Origin of the sequence: Bacillus sp. B4EP4a (assembly GCF_006680105.1) — a bacterium.
GTDB classification, from domain to species: Bacteria; Bacillota; Bacilli; order Bacillales; family DSM-1321; genus Peribacillus; species Peribacillus simplex_E.
On the sequence record NZ_VHIK01000010.1, the window covers coordinates 88,082 to 107,364 of the forward strand.

General features: G+C 39.9%; 16 protein-coding genes and 2 pseudogenes. 1 reads left to right on the forward strand and 17 read right to left on the reverse strand.

What is annotated here, in order from left to right; all coding sequences use genetic code 11:
- Genes FNK51_RS05125 through FNK51_RS05140 form a run of 4 tightly spaced genes read right to left on the reverse strand, consistent with a single transcriptional unit; the run spans window position 1 to window position 5,131 of the window.
- Window positions 1–1,689: an ABC transporter permease gene (locus tag FNK51_RS05125; RefSeq protein ID WP_098370523.1), complete on the reverse strand. Its 1,689-nt coding sequence runs from the start codon at window positions 1,687–1,689 to the stop codon at window positions 1–3.
- Window positions 1,686–2,798: an ABC transporter ATP-binding protein gene (locus FNK51_RS05130; RefSeq protein ID WP_098370522.1), complete on the reverse strand. Its 1,113-nt coding sequence runs from the start codon at window positions 2,796–2,798 to the stop codon at window positions 1,686–1,688. The genes FNK51_RS05125 and FNK51_RS05130 overlap by 4 nt, the downstream gene beginning before the upstream one ends.
- Window positions 2,799–2,813: 15 nt before the next feature.
- Complete coding sequence (locus tag FNK51_RS05135; protein ID WP_141992644.1) at window positions 2,814–3,905, reverse strand: extracellular solute-binding protein; 1,092 nt, start codon at window positions 3,903–3,905, stop codon at window positions 2,814–2,816.
- Entirely contained in the window at window positions 3,905–5,131 is a 1,227-nt protein-coding gene (locus tag FNK51_RS05140) for an ROK family transcriptional regulator (protein ID WP_098370520.1), read from the reverse strand. The genes FNK51_RS05135 and FNK51_RS05140 overlap by 1 nt, the downstream gene beginning before the upstream one ends.
- A 254-nt stretch (window positions 5,132–5,385) precedes the next feature.
- Here FNK51_RS05140 and FNK51_RS05145 point away from each other — a divergent pair, with 254 nt between their 5' ends.
- A complete protein-coding gene (locus FNK51_RS05145; protein ID WP_141992645.1) occupies window positions 5,386–7,893 on the forward strand; it encodes an NEW3 domain-containing protein in 2,508 nt (835 codons plus the stop codon).
- Between the two features lie 221 nt (window positions 7,894–8,114).
- Here FNK51_RS05145 and FNK51_RS05150 read toward each other — a convergent pair whose 3' ends face one another.
- The 13 genes and pseudogenes from FNK51_RS05150 to FNK51_RS05200 form a co-directional block, all read right to left on the reverse strand.
- Window positions 8,115–8,849, reverse strand: coding sequence for an amino acid ABC transporter ATP-binding protein (locus FNK51_RS05150; RefSeq protein ID WP_098370517.1), 735 nt, complete (start codon window positions 8,847–8,849; stop codon window positions 8,115–8,117).
- Complete coding sequence (locus FNK51_RS05155; protein ID WP_098370516.1) at window positions 8,846–9,490, reverse strand: amino acid ABC transporter permease; 645 nt, start codon at window positions 9,488–9,490, stop codon at window positions 8,846–8,848. The genes FNK51_RS05150 and FNK51_RS05155 overlap by 4 nt, the downstream gene beginning before the upstream one ends.
- A 65-nt stretch (window positions 9,491–9,555) precedes the next feature.
- Window positions 9,556–10,332: a transporter substrate-binding domain-containing protein gene (locus FNK51_RS05160; protein ID WP_098370515.1), complete on the reverse strand. Its 777-nt coding sequence runs from the start codon at window positions 10,330–10,332 to the stop codon at window positions 9,556–9,558.
- A 161-nt stretch (window positions 10,333–10,493) separates the two neighbouring features.
- Entirely contained in the window at window positions 10,494–10,766 is a 273-nt protein-coding gene (locus FNK51_RS05165; RefSeq protein ID WP_141992646.1) for a hypothetical protein, read from the reverse strand.
- A gap of 556 nt (window positions 10,767–11,322) precedes the next feature.
- A complete protein-coding gene (locus FNK51_RS05170) occupies window positions 11,323–12,639 on the reverse strand; it encodes an MATE family efflux transporter (RefSeq protein ID WP_141992647.1) in 1,317 nt (438 codons plus the stop codon).
- A gap of 96 nt (window positions 12,640–12,735) precedes the next feature.
- A complete protein-coding gene (nikE, locus tag FNK51_RS05175; protein ID WP_141992648.1) occupies window positions 12,736–13,557 on the reverse strand; it encodes a nickel import ATP-binding protein NikE in 822 nt (273 codons plus the stop codon).
- Between the two features lie 33 nt (window positions 13,558–13,590).
- The gene (gene nikD / locus FNK51_RS05180) at window positions 13,591–14,418 is read right to left on the reverse strand and encodes a nickel import ATP-binding protein NikD (protein WP_141992649.1); all 828 of its coding nucleotides are present in this window, start codon (window positions 14,416–14,418) and stop codon (window positions 13,591–13,593) included.
- An 18-nt stretch (window positions 14,419–14,436) separates the two neighbouring features.
- On the reverse strand, window positions 14,437–15,267 hold the full coding sequence (gene nikC / locus FNK51_RS05185) for a nickel ABC transporter permease subunit NikC (protein ID WP_141992650.1): 831 nt from the start codon (window positions 15,265–15,267) through the stop codon (window positions 14,437–14,439).
- Window positions 15,264–16,208, reverse strand: coding sequence for a nickel ABC transporter permease subunit NikB (gene nikB, locus FNK51_RS05190; protein ID WP_141992651.1), 945 nt, complete (start codon window positions 16,206–16,208; stop codon window positions 15,264–15,266). The genes nikC and nikB overlap by 4 nt, the downstream gene beginning before the upstream one ends.
- Before the next feature lie 20 nt (window positions 16,209–16,228).
- Window positions 16,229–17,851 (reverse strand): nickel ABC transporter substrate-binding protein, encoded by a 1,623-nt coding sequence (nikA, locus tag FNK51_RS05195; protein WP_141992652.1) that lies wholly within the window; start codon window positions 17,849–17,851, stop codon window positions 16,229–16,231.
- A 108-nt stretch (window positions 17,852–17,959) separates the two neighbouring features.
- Window positions 17,960–18,362: pseudogene (locus FNK51_RS27730) on the reverse strand (DDE-type integrase/transposase/recombinase); the annotation flags it as partial.
- On the reverse strand, window positions 18,304–18,450 hold the full coding sequence (locus tag FNK51_RS26395) for a hypothetical protein (RefSeq protein ID WP_181762188.1): 147 nt from the start codon (window positions 18,448–18,450) through the stop codon (window positions 18,304–18,306). The pseudogene FNK51_RS27730 and the gene FNK51_RS26395, both read right to left, overlap by 59 nt.
- A 286-nt stretch (window positions 18,451–18,736) precedes the next feature.
- Window positions 18,737–19,260, reverse strand: a pseudogene (locus FNK51_RS05200) (hypothetical protein); the annotation flags it as partial.
- Window positions 19,261–19,283 lie beyond the last annotated feature (23 nt).

Here is a 19,283-nt window from a genome sequence, read left to right on the forward strand (position 1 = left end):
TCATAAAGCTTTTTCCGCTTTGATTCCAAAAAACTTGTTCGAAATAAAGAGAACGATTACAATCAGTGTGATTTGAATCATCCCATAGGCAGCTGCCTGCCCCATATTGAACATTCGAAGCTGATTCATGATTTCAATGGATATGGGTCTGTTTGAAATCGTGTACAACAGGACCGAGGTCGGGAATTCCCCCACAGATTCGATAAATGCCAATAATGTCCCTGATAAAACGCCAGGCATAATAATCGGAAATATGACCTTTCTGAAGGTATAAAACCACTTTGCCCCCAAGTTTCTGGCTGCTTCTTCAATCGAATCATCGAGCTGCTCCAGAACGGCGTTAGTCGAGCGGACAACGAGTGGGATATGTCTGATGAAATAGGCAAGAGGCAAAATCCAAAATGTTCCTACCAATATTTGACCAAAGGAAAAAACGCTAGGTTCATTGAATGCGAATATCAAGTTCATCCCTATGACCGTTGCAGGCAACGCCCAAGGAATCATGACTAGAATATCGACAAAGCTTTTCCCGACGAATTTCCGTTTGACAAGCACATAGGACGCTATGACCCCAAACACCAGATTTGCCAACGTTGCAATAACCGCCATCAGTAAACTATTTCGTAACGGTTTGAAGATATTAGGATCTTCAAACAAAAGCCTGTAATTTTCCACATTAAATACTGTTGGATACGTTTGAAATGTCCAGGTTCCATCCGGCACAAGTGAAAGCAAAAGAATCGTAAAGTGCGGTAAAAGCAAAATAATTACGCCAATAATGCCCGTTACGACCATCACCCATTTCATAATCGGGTTCTTCACTTCACTCCTGTGTGCCCCAATCCCTTTCGAAGCCATTCGATAATCTTTCCTATTCTGATACCAACGCATGAATAATAGAAATGAAATCGAAACGATGGATAGAATGACGGATTGAGTAGCGGCAATTTCCATATCACCATTTATTTTCGAAAAATAAATTTGCAGGCTCAACACCCTGTATCCGCCAGCCAATAAAAACGGGGCACTGAATGAAGCCATTGATATCATGAAAACAAGCAAAGAAGCAGCAACGATGGCAGGTGTCAATAATGGAAATGTCACCTTCCAAAAAACCTTGAATTTATTTGCCCCTAAGTTATAAGCAGCTTCTTCAAGGGACGGATCTATTTTATTGATTGCAGCGGATACGGTCATATAAAAATAGACATACATCGTATAGGCATGCACGATAAGGATTCCCGATACCCCGCCAATTTTAAATGGAACTTTATCAAGACCAAACAGATCCTTGATGGCATTCGGGATCAATCCCGATTCTCCATATAAAAACATAAAAGCCATGACCCCTACCAATGATGGAAGGACAATCGGCAAAATCGCTGCTGATGAAAAGAAGCTTCTGCCGGGAAAATCATAACGGTTAAAAATAAATGCGAGCGGAATGCCAATCAAGGCACTGACCAATACACTCAATAAGGATATATAAACGGAATTCCATAGCGCCTCTAGGTTCGTTTTCGATTCCTGCACGAAGAAGTCCTGATAATTTCCAAGGGATATCGTTCCGTCTTTTTGCAGACTTTCGATAAAGGTCCTCAACGATGGGTAGAGAACATACGCTACGAGCACTAATACAACTGGTATAAGGAGCCAAATCGTCAATCTCGTATCACGATTTTTAATCATGGAGCTTCACCGCTTATGATAGGGATAAGACGCAGCTGTTTCTCAGGAAGCTGGACATACACTTCCTTTCCTTGATGAAAGTATCCAAAATCCTGAGTGTTGAATACGTCGACCCTTAGTAACACGTCTTGAACATCCACCATGACATTCACAACAGATCCAAAGAATTGGACGGAATTTATTTTACCTTTAAAGATATTCATTCCTACTTCGGCTACATCCAGAATTCTGATTGCTTCAGGACGAATCGAAACAGCAAGGTCATCATCAGTCTGTAAGATTGAAATTCCTTCTCTAGCTTGATTTTCTACATTCAATTTAATCGGTTGTTCACTATTTTTAAGAGCAACCACTATATTCTCTTGTTGAACTTTTTCGACTTGAACGGGCAATAGATTAATCTCGCCTATAAAACTCGCCACAAAATCATTGGCCGGCTGATTATAAATTTCTGCCGGCGTCCCGACCTGGTGACATACACCATAATTGAACACAGCGATCCGATCACTCATCGATAATGCCTCAGCCTGATCATGTGTGACATAAATGGTGGTAATCTTATAATCACGCTGCAGCCTTAGGATTTCCACCCTCATTTCATCACGAAGCTTGGCATCCAGATTACTTAATGGCTCATCCAGCAGTAATATTTCCGGTTCGATGACCAGTGCTCTCGCAAGGGCCACCCGCTGCTGCTGTCCTCCGCTTAACTGGCTCACTTGACGATTCGAATAGCTCTCCAGCCTGACCTTTTGGAGGGCATCCAGCACTCTCCTCTTTAAGTCAGCAGAAGAAACTTTTCTCACACGCAAGCCAAACGCTACATTTTCAAAAACAGTCATGTGGGGAAAGAGGGCATAGTTTTGAAAAACCATGCCAGTATTTCTTTTCTCCGGAGGTACACGCGTCATATCTTTGTCGCCAAATCGGACGACACCTTTTGTCGGATAATAAAAACCGGCAATCATCCGAAGCGTTGTCGTTTTACCACAGCCACTTGGACCAAGAAAGGTAAAAAACTCCCCTTCTTTGATTTCCAGATTTAAATGGTCGACAGCTATCGTTTTCCCGAAGGCTTTTTGGACATTCTCTATTTTTATTGACGCCATCCCAACGACACTTCCTTATTCTTTAATTTCTTTATCTCCACTTTTAATATTTTCGTCCCAATATTTCATCCACTCGTCACCTTTTTCCTCGAATGCATTCCAATCAATTTCCATCGCTTTAATTTCTGTTTCCGTGATCCATTCAGGTAAATCCTTCACATCATTTCTGGTCGGAATCCTGTAAAATTCTTCTGCCAAAGTTTTTGCGGCTTCCGGTGAATTCACAAACTCATAAAAGGCTTCTGCCGCTTTTGGATGCTTGGAACCTTCAACGATGGCGATACCTTCTGTCAATACTGGTGTTCCGCTTTCTGGAATGACGAACTCAAATGGATAATTTTTATTTTCCTTAAGCATGACAACATCCGGCATTGCCCAAACGGAAAGTGAACCCTCTCCTTTGGCCACCTTGTTATACATCATTTCCGGGTTTGCTGAATATTCCTTTGTGTTTTGGTCGAGCTTCTTTAACCAGTCATACCCTTCTTTTGGGTCATCTGTATCCTTATACGTACGATAAATCATCGCAGAAAAAATTGTCCTCATCGTTCCGGAGGCTAACGGATAGCGAATGATGATTTCGTCTTTCCACTTCGGATCAAGCAGCTCATCCCAATCTTTCGGTACCTCGTCTTTTGATAGCTTTTTGCTGTTATACATGATGACTTCCGGTGTCTGGCTCGTTCCCGTCCAATACCATTCCGGATCGTGGAATCCTTCATCGAGACTATCGGAATAGGTAGGCTTATAAGCAGCCAGCAGCCCATCACTCTTTGCTTGATTGAAGTTCGTGGAAGGTGCCCCCCACCAAACGTCTGCCTGTGGATTACTTTTCTCTGATCGAACGCGGTCAAGGATTTCCTGAGACCCCATATCAAGCCACTCAACATCAATACCATACTGATCTTCGAACTGTTTTTCGAATTTTGATAAAATATCTTTGCCATGCGGTGAATAAACAACGATCTTATCTTCCAGCTCACCCTTTTTTCCCTTGGCACCGCCAGCATCCGAATTCGTTTTCGTCTCGCCACCGTTACACCCCGAAATCAATAGTGCTGCCGATAAGGCCATTACTGAAACAAGCGACTTTTTCCTATTTTTCATTAATACTCCCCCTCATCACGAAAATTCAAAATGCCATCATGTTCCCTTAAGAAAAGGGAAACCGCTCCAAGTACTCCTGCGTTTTCTCCCAGTTGTGAAGTTTTCATTTCTACTAAACTAGGAAGATATCGATCAACGATCTCCCGAATTCTAGGTAAAATGTATTCAGATGAATTTAAAACACCACCTCCTAAAATAATCACCTCTGGATTTAGTAAACTGGCCGCATTGACAATGCCGCAGGCCAAATGCTCGATGGCTTCATTTATGACGGCCATAGCTGCCGCGTCTCCTTTTTTTGCTGACAAAAAAGCATCCTCCCCCGATAGTTCGGAAGATTTGGCCCGTTCGAATAAAGAATGCTGAGGATCCTTGAGAACCTCCCTTGTAAAATGACTGCCAATCGACTTTCCTCCTGCGACACTTTCCAAATAGCCGTATCTATGGAAAACCGGCTTGAATTCACGCTTCATATCCTCTTTGTCCGTTACCATATAACCCATTTCCCCAGCTGCACTGGAAGCCCCTCTGTATAACTGGTTATTCAAGATGATGCCGCTTCCTATCCCCGTGCCAACCGCAATGAACAGCAAATTCCGCTTATTTTGGGCATTGCCCAGCCACTGTTCACCTAGCGCAGCCGCGTTTACATCATTATCTAGAAAAATGGGGAAATCAAAATACCGTTTCGCTTCGGCTATGAACGGATATTGTACCCAGCCTAAACTCGGTGCCTCTATTACCAATCCGCTTGCCGTTTGCGTTATACCAGGGATCCCGACTCCCATCCCCAATATCCTGCCTTTCGCAATCTGATTCTTTGCAATTAACCGTTCAGTTTCAATCGCCATTTGTTTAAGAAGCCCTGATTGTAAATAGATGTTAGTTGAAAAACTAGTGTCGGCAAGGATGTTGCCGCTTAAATCACTTAAAATGATTTTCACTTTCGTCCCGCCTATATCGACCCCGATGATATAGGCAGCCTTTTCATTAAAAAATAGCTGGATAGGCCTTCTCCCGCCTTGAGAGGAGGATTCTCCTATTCCTTTCTCAAATACCCATTTCTCCTGTATAAGTTCATCTACAGCCAGAGAAACAGTTGGTTTACTTAGCTGAAGCTTAACGGCGATTTCAGCTCTTGAAATGGGCGAACATTCCTGGATGCATTGAATGATTCTTTTTTTATTGACATATTTTTGATGACTGGGTGGTCTTTTAAAACTCATCACATCACGGCCTTACATCATTTAGTTAGTAAATCTTCCTAATTAAGTAAAAATATAACTTAAAAAAATCCAGCATACAAGTTATTTTTCAGAACTTTTAAAATGTTCAATTTTTAATAGTTACTTCGCATCATTTACATTTATACCCATTAGTGCTATTTATTAGATAAGTTTTTTCATCTGGTTAGTTAGAAAATATTACTAACCTACATTTTTTTTAGGTCTTTTATAAAATGAAGGGGGTTAAAAGAATAATGAAAAAAGCTTTGTTATCGTTGCTTTCCCTTTTGTTGGTCCTTGCATTATTGCCGCTTGGAGGTAGCGCTGCAATTCCTGAGGAAGCTAACGTTGAGTTATGGAATGCGGTCAAGCCGCTCGAGACGACCGTGGCATTCTTGAACAGCGGTGCCCATCCGGATGATGAACGCAGTGACTTTCTCGCTTATCTCTCGAGAGGGTTAGGGGTTAAGACATCCAGCCTGATTGCAAACCGTGGTGAAGGAGGACAAAATGAAATTGGGGATGAACTGGACAATGCCCTTGGAATCATCCGTTCGAGGGAAATGATAGAAGCTGCAAAAATCACCGGGGTTAAGGCCTATCATCTAAGTGAAACAACCAGTGATCCCATTTATGATTTCGGCTTCTCGAAAACACCAGAGGAAACATTGGAAAAATGGGGCGAGGAACTCACCTATGAACGCCTTATCCGCTTTATTCGAACGTATCAGCCGGATATATTGATGCCATCCTTTCAAAATGATGATACCCAGCATGGACATCATCGAACAATGACAATCTTAAGTGAACGTGCTTTTAAGGATGCCGCAGATCCAACTGTTTTCCCAAAACAATTGAAACAAGGTCTATCGGTATGGCAAGTGAAAAAATTATATTTACCTGTTTCCTCCGCAGATCAAGCAACCACTTCCATTGAAATCGGTAAATATGATCCAATATACGGCATGACTTACCCTCAGCTTGGAGAACAATCCCGCTATCTGCATAAAAGCCAAGGCATGGGTTCCGATATCCCTGCAGCACCTCGCCAGGTCCATCTGGATTTAAAGCAAAGTGCCGTTGATACAAAAAACAAGTCGGATCTTTTTTCAGGTGTACCTTATAATTTCGCTGAATGGGCTGAAAAACTCCCTCACTCGGCTTCAAAATTAAAGGCAGAATTTAGATACCTGCAAAGGAATTTGGACGCCGTTATTGCGGCTTATCCCAATGAAAAACGTGTTTTTTCAACATCCCAAAATGCTCTTTCCAAAGTTCGTTCAATTACTGCGCAAGTCAAAGAGGCAAAGCTAAGCCCTGCCATTAAGAACGACTTGCTCCATAAACTCTCATTAAAAGAAGAGCAATTACAAAACGCCAGTTATGTCTCTTCAGGACTGGATGTTCAAGCTAAAGCAGCCTCAAACATTCTTACGAAAGGGCAAAGTACAAATGTAACCGTAACGGTTAAGAATAATGGGAAACAAACATTGAAAAAAGTCACTGCTACATTGAACGTGCCTAAAGGATGGCAGACTAAAACAAAATCTAAAGATGTCAATCTGGCACCTAATAAATCAGCAACGATCACCTACAAGGTTGAAGTCCCTAAAGATGCCGCCTATTACCATGCCTATGATGAATCAACCATTACAACGAGCATTTCTTATAAATACGGCAGCACAAAAACAGCAATCAAGGAAGAAGTGGGCGGAACGATCGCTGTCCTTCCCGACGTTGGCCTTACCCTATCACCTGAAGATATCGTCGTAAATACAGCTGATGTAAAAGAAGAAGTCCCAGTGACCGTAACTTTGAAAAACTATACAGAAGGAAAAGCATCAGCAAAGGTCGCTTTAAAAGTCCCTGAAAACTGGGGGGTTCAACCAAAAAATACCACTGTATCATTTAATGAAAAATCAGAAGAAAAACAAGTGAAGTTCACCCTCAGACCGCCGAAGACAATTCAAAATGGTGAATATCATGTTAAGGCTGCTGCTACTGTCAATGGGAAAACCTTTGATTCGACCATTCAGGAAATTTCCTATGACCATATCGGAACATTCTATTACCAATACCCAGCAGCTATCAACACCGTTGCATTTGAGCTTTTGAAGCCAGCTTCATTAAAAGTGGGGTACATTGAAAGCGGATTCGATAAAGTGGCAGATTATTTGAGCAATGCAGGCCTGAACATTACGAAGTTAACTGCAGCCGATTTAGCTGAAGGTGATTTAAGTCAATATGACACGATCGTTACAGGCATCCGTGCTTATCTATCAAGGGAAGATTTAAAGGCAAATAACGCGCGCTTACTTGAATATGTGGAAAACGGCGGTCATCTTGTCGTTCAATACCATAAACCGGGTGATGGATGGGATGCCCTGAAGACAGCTCCATATCCCCTTACCCTCGGGAATCCTTCCATCCGCTGGCGGGTAACCGATGAAAACGCCACGGTAAACGTCTCGAAACCAGAATCGGCTCTCTTTAACTATCCAAATAAAATAACAAGTGATGACTGGAGCAATTGGGTCCAAGAAAGAGGATTGTATTTCCCAATGGAATGGGATGAACGGTTTGAAACATTCATTTCCATGGCCGATCCAAATGAAGAACCATTTGATGGTGGAATCCTTATGGCTAAATACGGTAATGGCACCTACCTCTACACAAACCTTGTCCTATACAGGCAAATTCAAGGCCAGGTTCCAGGCGGATATCGAATCATGACGAACTTGATTAGTTACGGTGCAAAGTAAATAAGAAAAAACCTATGCATGTGGCGAATGCATAGGTTTTTTTTGATGCTTGCCCGATGATTTCATAAACATGCCTGACTGATTCCTGCTCAAAAAAGTTATGCACAAAGATAAGGAAAAGACTGATGCGTTTGGGTTTCCCCTCATTTGCCGCATTCCTTTGTCCCCACTTTATGCACAACTTCATTCATGATGTACCATGATCTCTTACAGTCATCCCGTTAAAGCACTTTGCTCAAGAATGCTTTCGTTCTTTCATGCTGAGGGTTACCGAATAATTCATTCGGCTCATTTTCTTCCACGATATACCCTCCATCCATGAATATGACCCGGTCCCCGACTTCCCGGGCAAAGCCCATTTCATGCGTAACGACGACCATTGTCATGCCTTCCTTGGCAAGTTGTTTCATTACCTCCAGAACATCGCCGACCATTTCAGGGTCAAGGGCAGAAGTCGGTTCATCAAATAGCATGATTTTCGGATTCATCGCTAATGCCCTTGCGATGGCGACCCGCTGTTTTTGTCCGCCGGAAAGTTCCCCTGGATAGCTATTTGCTTTTTCCTTAAGGCCAACCTTATCCAATAACTCAAGCGCCAATCTTCCTGCTTCCGCTTTATCCGTGGCACGAATTTTAATAGGGCCCAAGGTTATGTTCTCAAGGACGGTTTTATGGGGAAATAGATTGAAATGTTGAAAAACCATTCCAACTTCTTGCCGGACTTTGTTTATATTGATTTTCCTTTTAGGATCGGTTATATCATGTCCATTAATGACCACATCACCGCCCGTAACTTCCTCAAGGAGATTCAGGCAACGCAGGAATGTACTCTTTCCAGATCCAGAAGGGCCTATTACGCAAATTACTTCCTTTTCCTGCACTTCTGCATTAATATCTTTTAAAACCTCGACAGTTCCAAATGATTTTCTCAGGTTTTTTACAGTAATGATGCTCATCGAACTTGTACCCTCCTTTCTATGAAATTAGCAATTAGGGTTAACAAATAGATGATGATAAAGTAAATCACACCAACGGCCAGCCAAATCTTGAATGCTTCAAAGGTTGCCGAAGCTTGAATCTGACCTTGCTGGGTTAAATCGGCTATACCAATGACGGATAATAGCGAAGTGTCTTTCAAGCTGATGATCGATTGATTCGTAATGGTAGGGAGCATCCTTCTAAAGGCTTGCGGCAGCACAACATACCTCATTGTTTGAGTACCCGTGAACCCGATGGATCTTGCCGCTTCCGTTTGTCCTTTATCGATGGATTGTATCCCCGCCCTTATTATTTCAGCAAAATATGCCCCTGCATTGATTGCAACGGTAATTATTCCAGCTGTTGTACTGTCCAAAGAAATCAAGTTCAGTGAATTCACACCAAAATAGATAAAGAACAACTGCACGATGAACGGTGTCCCTCGTATCGCATCCACATAAACCTTTGCAATCCAGTTCAAGATTTTGATGGGGGCAAGTCGCAGCAAAGCCACCACTAAACCAATCAAAAAACCTAGGATAATGGCAATCACAAAGATATAAAGTGTCACCTGAAGTCCTTTTAATAAAATAGGCAATGCCGCAACAATTATATCCATTTCTTTCACCCCTTTGAAAAAGAAAGCGCGCCATAAGCGCGCCTATCGAGATTTAATCTATTGTTTTATTCACCAAGATACGTTTTAATTATTTCATCATACGTGCCGTCTTTTTTCAGATTGGCAAGACCATCATTTATTTTCTTCAATAAATCCTCGTTTTGCCCTTTCAATACAGCAATTCCATATTGGTCACCATTCAAACGGTCACCTACGATTTTCAACCCAAGATCTTTTTGGGCAATCGCATAGGAGATTACCGGGTAATCTTCTATAAGAGCATCCGCATTACCGTTGGCCACTTCCTGGAACATCGCTGGACTATCATTGAATTGAACTACTTTAATTCCTAGCTTAGTAGCATTATCCTGTGCATACTTAGCACCTGTTGTCCCTTTTTTGACTGCAATGGTTTTTCCTTTAAGATCTTTAACAGTTTTAGTGCTTGTATTATCTTTTTTAACAACTATTGTTAATCCCGCATCAAAATATGGTGTTGAGAAATCTACTACCTTTTTTCTTTCCTCTGTAATGCTCATGCCCGCAATGGCCACATCAAGCTGATTGGCTTGCATAGCCGGAATGATGCCGCCAAAATCCATCGGAGACAATTTGATTTTAAAATCCTGGTCTTTCGCAATTGCATTGATCAATTCTATATCAATACCTTTATATTCGTTCCCCTCTTTAAATTCAAAAGGAGGATAAGTCGTATCCACACCAACCTTATATACCTTTTCAGGTTCCTTTTCCTCACCTGCATTTTTTTCTTCATTGGTTCCACAAGCCGAGATAAAGATAGTTAGAATCAAAAACATACTCAATAAACCAAGTTTCTTCATTCAAATCACTCCAATTCTTAGATTATACGTGATAATAAATAATTCTCCCTATAATATAGCATAAGAATAAAGTATTATAATATGAATTTTTAGAATATATATTATTTTCTTTAAATAATTTTTATGGATGTTTTTCCTAATATTGTTTCAGTGATGGAAAATCAAAAAAGGATATGGAAACCTTCACTATAAGAATAGCCGATCATGCCATCAATAATAGGAAATACCCCTTTATATCCAATAAGGTCATTGTAAGCATGCAGAATTGCAACAAGGTAAAAGATGCGCAGAAAACATTTAAAGGGCTGTCCCAATGTCGGAGGAATTCGACTTTCCGGGCAGCCCTTTTTCTGATAAACATTAATGATTTTTGTACTTTCTCTTTTCAAAAAACCATTACAAAACACCGCCTTATAACCTAGAATGTTAGCCATTCTTATTGAACTCTTCCCCCTGTTAATTGAATAACTAAACCTTTGATCCTTCCAAAACAGAAGAACCTGAAGCACACTATTATATATTGCCTTTTTACCTTAAATTGTAATTGACTTATCAAAAGATAAATAGTATTTCCGAAAATCCACACTCACTTATTACTAATCCTTTTCTTATCTTGCTCTTTTACATATCTATTGGACAATACTAATCCTTTTAAAGATAAAAGAACAATTAAGAGAAGCCCTATATCTATGTTCAATTTAATTTTCTTCTGTATTTTAACGCCACCACTTATAAAAGCTAATAGGTCTGAAATAACGCCTTCTTTAACTAAAGTGCGCTATAAATCCATAAAAAAAAGCTGCCTTAAAGACAGCTTCAATCTTAACCAATGCACCTGCTGGTCTTTAGCAACATGTCTCTTTGATACTTCGGAATACCTTTATGCTCTCCATATCGACGCAGCTGCCGACCTGTTCCCTGTTCATATATTTGTAGATTTTTCAGTAATACAGACTCCATACAAACGCTATAAGGATTAAGGAGGGGCATTCACAATTCTTGTTTAACATGAAAAATTTTCTTATTCAATCTAGAGATATACATAACTAGAAAACCAGATCTACCCACACTAAAGACGATGAAGGCAAGCCATAAGCCGTGATTGCCCCAGATGGGGGTTGTAGTGACTTGCACAATAATATACGCAATCAACGCGTAAATCATAGAGTTTCGAACCGGTGCAATTTCAGTCGCTCCCGTAAAGACACCGTAAATGACGAGTCCGAAACAGGCTGCAAATGGGAAAATAATTAGCCAAGCTCCATATATATTCGAAAGCTCAATTACTCTCGGTAAATTCGTGAAGAGTCCAATAATCTGTTCTTGAAATAGTCCATAGGCGCAAGCAATGAAGAAGGCGGATAGAATTGACCATTGCCAGGACAAGGTGAGCGTTTTTTTATATAATTTTTCGTTATTTGAACCAATCGCTTTACCTACGAAAATGCTGGAAGCATTTGCAAACCCATCAAAGAAATAAGCCATAATATAATGAATTTGAATCAATACAGCATTTGCAGCCAATTGTTCTGTACCAAAAGAAGCACCTTTTGCTGTAAACAAGTTAAAAACGGCTAATAAACAAATCGTTCGAATAAATAAATCCCGGTTAACGATAAACATCTTTTTCATAGAATGTGAATCTATAAGCGTTCCCACAGCTGGCATTTTCCATTGAATCGGTGATGCCTTCAATAATAGGAGTAAGCCAATTAAGAATGCTGTGATTTCTGCGATTAAAGTTGCCATAGCCACCCCTTTTACGGCCAAAGAAAAGACATGAACAAACAAAATGGCAAGAACAATATTTAGAACATTCATGAACACTTGTAAAAATAAAGATATTTTAATCTTCGACATGCCCATCAACCAACCAAGAATTACATAATTCATCAAAGTGAAGGGAGCTCCCCAAATTCGAATTCGAAAATATTCCGCTGCAAATTTGCTAACATCGAAATCAGGGGCGATCAGTTTCAAAGCCGCATATTCAATCGGCCATTGTAGGAGGATAAAACAAAGACCTACAATGACAGCTAATAAAAAAGGGCGAAACAAAGCAAGTGCTCCTTGAGGTTGATTGTTTGCCCCATTAGCTTGAGCGGTAAACGCAGACGTGCTAACTCGTAGAAAACCGAATAACCAATATAAAGTATTAAAAATAATACTGCCTACTGCAACTCCCCCAATATACGCCGGATCTGGAAGCTGACCAACAACTGCAGTATCCACAGCCCCTAATAAAGGGGTTGTCATCGTTGAAATCGTTAAGGGGATAGCTAAAGCAAGGTATGTTCGATGATTCATCCAATTTCCCTCCAATATGTTCTTCGGAAAAAATAAAAGAGCCTCGATTTTCAAGTTGAAATCGAGGCCTTCCAATCAATAAATATAAATTCTAGACTAGGTCTTGTTAATCCTCGTTGGAAGAGAACGAAAACGTGGATGCTCAGCAAGGATAGAACCTCTCATCTGTTTGACGACAGGATGTTCTGATGAAAAAAACTGATTTTTAGAATCGTAAAGCTCGATTAATTCTCCTTTTTCCAGTACACCCAAAGTATCCGCGATTGAATAAGCCGCTTTAATATCATGTGTAATAAAAAGATAAGATAAGCCGAAGTCTTTTTTTAACTCACTTAATAATTCTAAAATTAGTGTTTGATTAACCATATCCAGACTACTTACGGATTCGTCTAAGACGATTAGCAGTGGCTTAAGAGAGATTGCTCTAGCAATATTAATTCTTTGCAATTGTCCACCGCTAAATTGGTGTGGATATTTTTTTAAATCATTCTCACTTAGGCCTACTCTTTCCAATAACTCAATAACGGTTCTTTTTTGTTCGGCTACGGTTAGTTTTTCATAGTTTTCTAATGGTTCGCCTATAATATGCTCGGCTGTCATTCGTGGATTGACAGATGAATACGAATCTTGAAAGACGACTTGTAGATCTCGGCGTATCTTTTGTCGAATAAGCTTATCAGCAGTATAAATATCATGCCCTTGAAACAGAACTTGTCCTTGCTGTGGACGTTCTAAGCCAAGAATCACTTTTCCTAATGTGCTTTTTCCAGCTCCACTCGTCCCAAGTAGTCCTAAACATGTTCCTTCGTCAATAGAGAGGGAAATGTCAGTGAGTACTTTTTTTGAATGATCTTTCCATTTAAAAAACGTATGAGAATTATAGCTATGAGTTACTGCCTTTACTTGTAATAAACTCATTTGTTCCCCCCTCAAAAGAATGCAATCTATATATCACAACACATGGGTGATAGGTTCTTCATGATTTAAGATAAGGCGGGCATTTAGCAGTTTCTTTGTATACTCATGCTGCGGATTATCAAATAGTTCAAATACATTTGCAGTTTCTACAATTCTGCCATGTTGCATAACGACTACATCATCAGCCATTTCAGAAATGACTCCTAGATCATGAGAAATGAGTAAAATGGATGTTCCATATTCAGCACGAATTTTATCCAAGTGGCGAAGTACTTGTAATTGGTTATGAACATCGAGTGCAGTTGTCGGCTCATCAGCAATAATAACGGAAGGATGTAAACATGCGGCCATCGCAATCATCACGCGTTGAAGCATACCTCCACTCAATTGAAAAGGATAGCTTTTTAATAGTTTCGCGGGATCTGGCAGGTTTACATTTTGCATAGCATCGATGGCAAGCTCTTTTGCTTGTTTTTTATTCAATGAGGTATGAGACCTAATCGTTTCGATAAATTGATTGCCAATTGTAAAAACAGGCGTAAATGAATTCATCGGATTTTGCATAATAAAGGCAATATCCTTGCCACGAATTTCACGTATTTCTTTATCGTCTAAACCATTCAATTCTCGTCCTTGGAGGGTAATGCTACCTTCAATCGTCGTTGTTTTCCGATCAAGAAGCTGCAGAATGGACATACTCGTAACGGTTTTACCACTCCCACTTTCCCCAACAAGACCCAGTACCTTCCCTTTTTCCAGTTCAAAATTAATATCCTGAACGAGGGTGGAAGCACCATCTTTTGTTTGTACTTGTACATGTAGATCGCTCACTTTTAATACATTCGACCGTTCTGTTCTCAATCTTCTCATTCCTTTTTATTAACGACGTTTGACTCCAAAACGTTCTGATAGCGCTTCGCCTAATAAATTGAAGGTGACGACAACAAGCATAATCATCAAACCTGGATATAGCATTAATTCTGGATTCGTCCGAATATACGATTTCCCTTCATGAATCATCGCTCCCCATTCTGGTGTAGGGGGTTGCACACCTAAACCCAGAAACGACATGGCAGATATATCCATGATGGCCCAACCCATTTCTAATGTACCCATAACAGCGAGCGGAGGGAGAACATTTGGAACAATATGTTTCTTTATTATCTTCCATTGAGAAGAACCGCTTATTTTAGCTGCCTCTATATAGTTTTGTTCTTTCAGACTAAGTACCATTCCTCGGAAAATTCTCGCATAATACACCCATTGCACAAGCACCAATGCTAAGATGACCTGTTTAAGGCCAGGTCCCAATATACCAACAAGTCCAAGAATGAGCAAAAGATTCGGAAATGCCATAACACCATCACAAAGTCTCATTAGCACTTGGTCCACCCATCCGCCTTTATAACCAGCAATGGTTCCAACAATCAAACCGATGCCTAAAGATGAAATAAAGATTAATGTGGCAAATCCTAACGAAATGCGAGCTCCATATAAGAGGCGTGATAACGTGCATCTTCCTAAATGATCAGTTCCCAATGGATATTCAAAGGAAGAGGGCTGTAGTTTATTAGCTAAATTGACAGCAATAGGATCATTAGGTGCAATCCAAGGTGCCAAGATGGTGATGATAAATAGGAAGCTCAATATTATCGAACAAAGGACAATCACTTTCTGACTTCTCATCATAATGCGAAGACTTGTTATCATTGACGTTGCCCTCCTTTTCTGGAGATGCGTGGGTCGATACACATTTGAATCAGGTCAACAATCAAGTTGCTAATAATGAATAGTCCCGCTGCTAAAAGCACATAGCATTGAATGACAGGAATATCCCGATTAAAAATAGCTTCAATAAAATAACGACCAAATCCTGGCCAGGAAAAGACCGCTTCGACGATAATGGTTCCAGTCAGCAGCTTTCCTAAATTCATCCCTAGTCCAGTAATCATAGGAGATATGGCTATTCTCAATACATGTTTTCCCATAATCACTTTTTCATGAATCCCTCTTGTGCGAGCAAAAAGGATATAAGGTTCCTGTAAATTTTCAAGAACGCTAGCACGTAATAGTCGAGTATACAAGGCTATTAATGGCAAAGCTAAAGTAATGGAAGGGAGAACCAGATGTTGCCAAGTCCCGATTCCTTCAACAGGGAATAGGTCGAGTTTAACAGAAAAGAAAAAAATCAATAAATAACCAAGCCAAAAAGAGGGGATCGATGCCCCGAAAAAAGAGAGAAGTCGACTAAAATGGTCGATTCCACTGTTTTTCTTAATGCCTGCCCAAAAACCAAGAGGGACACTGACCAGGACCGCTAATATGATGCTACCTAAAGCTAACTGAATGGTCGCTGGCATTCGATATGTAACCTCGTCCCAAACAGGTTTATTCGAAACATAAGATATGCCAAAATCAAATTGGCATATCTTAATGATAGAGTTTACATATTGAATATGGAGAGGTTGATCTAAGCCAAACTCATGTCTTTTCTGAGCCAACATCTCATCTGTGGGTTGGATATGTGCTGCCGATAAATATGCCTCAGCTGGGTCCACGGGTGAAAGGTGAATCATTCCAAACGTTAGAAGGATGGCCAAAAGAAAGATGGGAATAATGGCCATAATTCGTTTCAAGATATAAGTGCCCATGAAAACCCTCCTGTAACTTACTACTCGATGCTAATTCCTGTGAATGGATGTTCATCCCGGTTAGCAGGGAATGTAAAATTAGATACATCTTTTTGATAAACAGCTATTTTCTTGATATATGAAATAGGTGCAATCGCTCCTTGTTCTTGTAGTGATTCCAAAATAGTTGAGTAAAGTTCTTGACGTTCTTTTTCATCCGTTGTTCCAGGAACATCTGCAATTTGTTTTAACAACTTATCTCTGTTCGGATAAGATGAAATGGCTTCGTTAAATCCAAATCCTTCTGAACCAACAATGTTTACAAAAGTATGGGGATCATAGGGTGCGCCATAGTTACTAAAGAAATTCAATTCAAAATCATTAGCTTTAAATCTTTGAATTTGTACCGTAAGCTCAACTCCAACAATATTTAATTTAACACCTAGTGCCGCCCACTCAGATTGTAATGTTTCAGCCATTGCTTTTTGAGTCGATTCTGCAGAGTCGTACATTAACTCGATTTCAAGTGGTTTTCCGTCTTTTTCACGAACACTTTTTCCTTTAGGCAGCTTCCAACCCGCTTCATCTAATAAAGCTTTTGCTTTTTCGACATTATAATCAATCGGTGTTACATCAATGTCTGAAGTATAAGGGAAGTTTGTCGGTAAAATAAAATCTGCCTTCTCTTCCAACCCAGAAGTCACTCCGTCAACCATTGCCTTTTTATTAAATCCATATTGTAACGCTTGACGAACACGTAAATCTGAAAGCTGTTCTTTCTTGGTATTCATAACTAGTTGTCTTGTCGCAACCGGATCAGAAATACTAGTCTCATAGGTACCTGTTGTTTCTAATTGTTTGAAAGCATCTAGACTGATAACGCCTTCACCATATATAAGGTCTATGTCACCTTTTTCAAAAGCAAGAACTCGGGTTTCAGCATCAGGAATGATCTTGATTTTGATTTTCTTTATTTTAGGGAGTTCACCCCAATAATTTTCATTGCGTTTGAAAATAGCATATTCATCTGCTTTATATTCTTCCAAAATCCATGGCCCTGTACCGACTGGTTTTGTAACTCCTTTTGAAGTGTCACCATCTTTAGGGAATCCAGCATCACCTAAGAAACGGACTGGACGAACGACGGCCAACTCTTGAATAGTAGGATAATATGGCTCCTTTAATGTTAGTTTAAACGTGTTTTGGTCAATTACTTCCGTTTGATCCACTTTCGGAATAAAGCCCAACCAACTATGTAAATCAACATTTTTCAATATAGCATCAAAGTTCTTTTTCACAATTTCAGCATTAAAGCTTGTACCGTCAGAAAATTTCACATCTTGACGTAGATTGAACGTATATTCCTTCCCATCCTTGGAAATTTCCCAAGATTCAGCTAAATGTGGTTTCAGCTTGCCTCCATCTTGGTAGCTAACCAAAGGTTCATATACCATCGATTGAGCGAATAATTGAGAAGGATTATAGACATGCGGATTCATTTCACCTATATCCCTAGGCCAAGCAAAAGTAAGCATGTCTTTACTGTCTTTATTTGAAGTTGAATTTTCTTTTGATTCATTTGTACATCCAAGTAAAAGCGTTGATAAAATTAAAACGATTGCTGATATAAATAACACTTGTTTGCTGTTTCTTCTTTTTGACATAATATTGGTGCCTCCAGTACCATATTGAGAATCATTTTCAATTCTAATGAGTAACTATATTATTGTCAATATAATGTCGAAACTCTAGAAAGATATAAATATGTTTTATTAGAAACATATAACCTCAATATCGTTTTCATATAAGAATGATGGTGCTGCTCCAAATAATTTATATATGAATTCAATCTGGCTTTTGAGAGATTTTTGTTGAAGTTGTCTTTTTTTTGCATATGGATTCACCCCCACTCCGCAGATGATCTCTTTGCTGTTCGAAATTTTTTTAATCCTAGCATAGATGGACTCTCTTCTTTATAAACCGATGATATTGCTCCACTATGTTAATCAGATACTTCTGTTGTCTAAGTAGCATACCATCAGTTATGCTTTTTCTTTTTTCAGCTCTTTAATGGCTATAGGTTAACCAGATTCTTATCCACTGTACTGACACGAGATTAGCAACATATTTTGACCGCTAAGCTTTCTTGAAGAAGTACTTTACAGCCTTTTTGTTCCCACCAATTGTATCTTCTTATTAAGGCCCGCAGAAATAAAAATGCCTGAACTTGACTCTCCCCTTTTGCCACATCCAGACCATTCATTGTTTCCCTCCCTCTACTCACTAACCAGTACCCCTAGTCCCTCCATGTAGTGTCATAGCTTCGCTTGTTATACGAAATCTATGTCCCAACAAGCCTTCAAACATGTTGCTACGCTGACAGTTTAGTAACGGGATCCATATCCCGCGCACCCGTACGTCCTCCCCTGGCTACTGATATAAATGATTCTATTTAAAAAGGTCAACCAGTAATTTTTTTTACTGGTCGACCTTATAATAAGAACGCACCTGTTCGATTTGTGAATCGAATTAAGATTCGTTGATTTGTACTAAAGCAGCAATATTGCGATAGGTGCAGTAATAATTAACGTGATGAGCGTCCGTTCAAACCAGATTACAACCAACTTCGGAATGCTGATTGAGATTTCAGTTGATAGGATACAAGGCTGATGAGCCCAACGGATAAAATGGACGGCAGAATGCTCATTGTCATAAGAAAACCGTCCTTTAGGTTTTCCCATAAATTTCTGCCAAGACTAACGGAATTGTTTGCTCCCACCATCGCACTGTTCCAGGCATTTCGGAAAAGTCCTTCTTTGATAACTTCTTCTGAATCCGCATTATCCGAATAATAAACGTCGCTCATTTTATTTAATGGCCAAATACGTACGGTAATGGCAGTGACAAGATACGTTATCCCTAAAGAAACCCAAAAGAAAAGGGACCATATGTCCATAAGCCCGGGAGTTTTTGCTACAACGTTCATGAACGTTGCTGAAACGGTTGAAAAACCCGTTGCAATAATAGCGGCTTCTTTAAGCGTGTATTTTCCTTCTTTTATATGCTTCTTGCTCCCTGCTTGGGTAAAAAATAGTT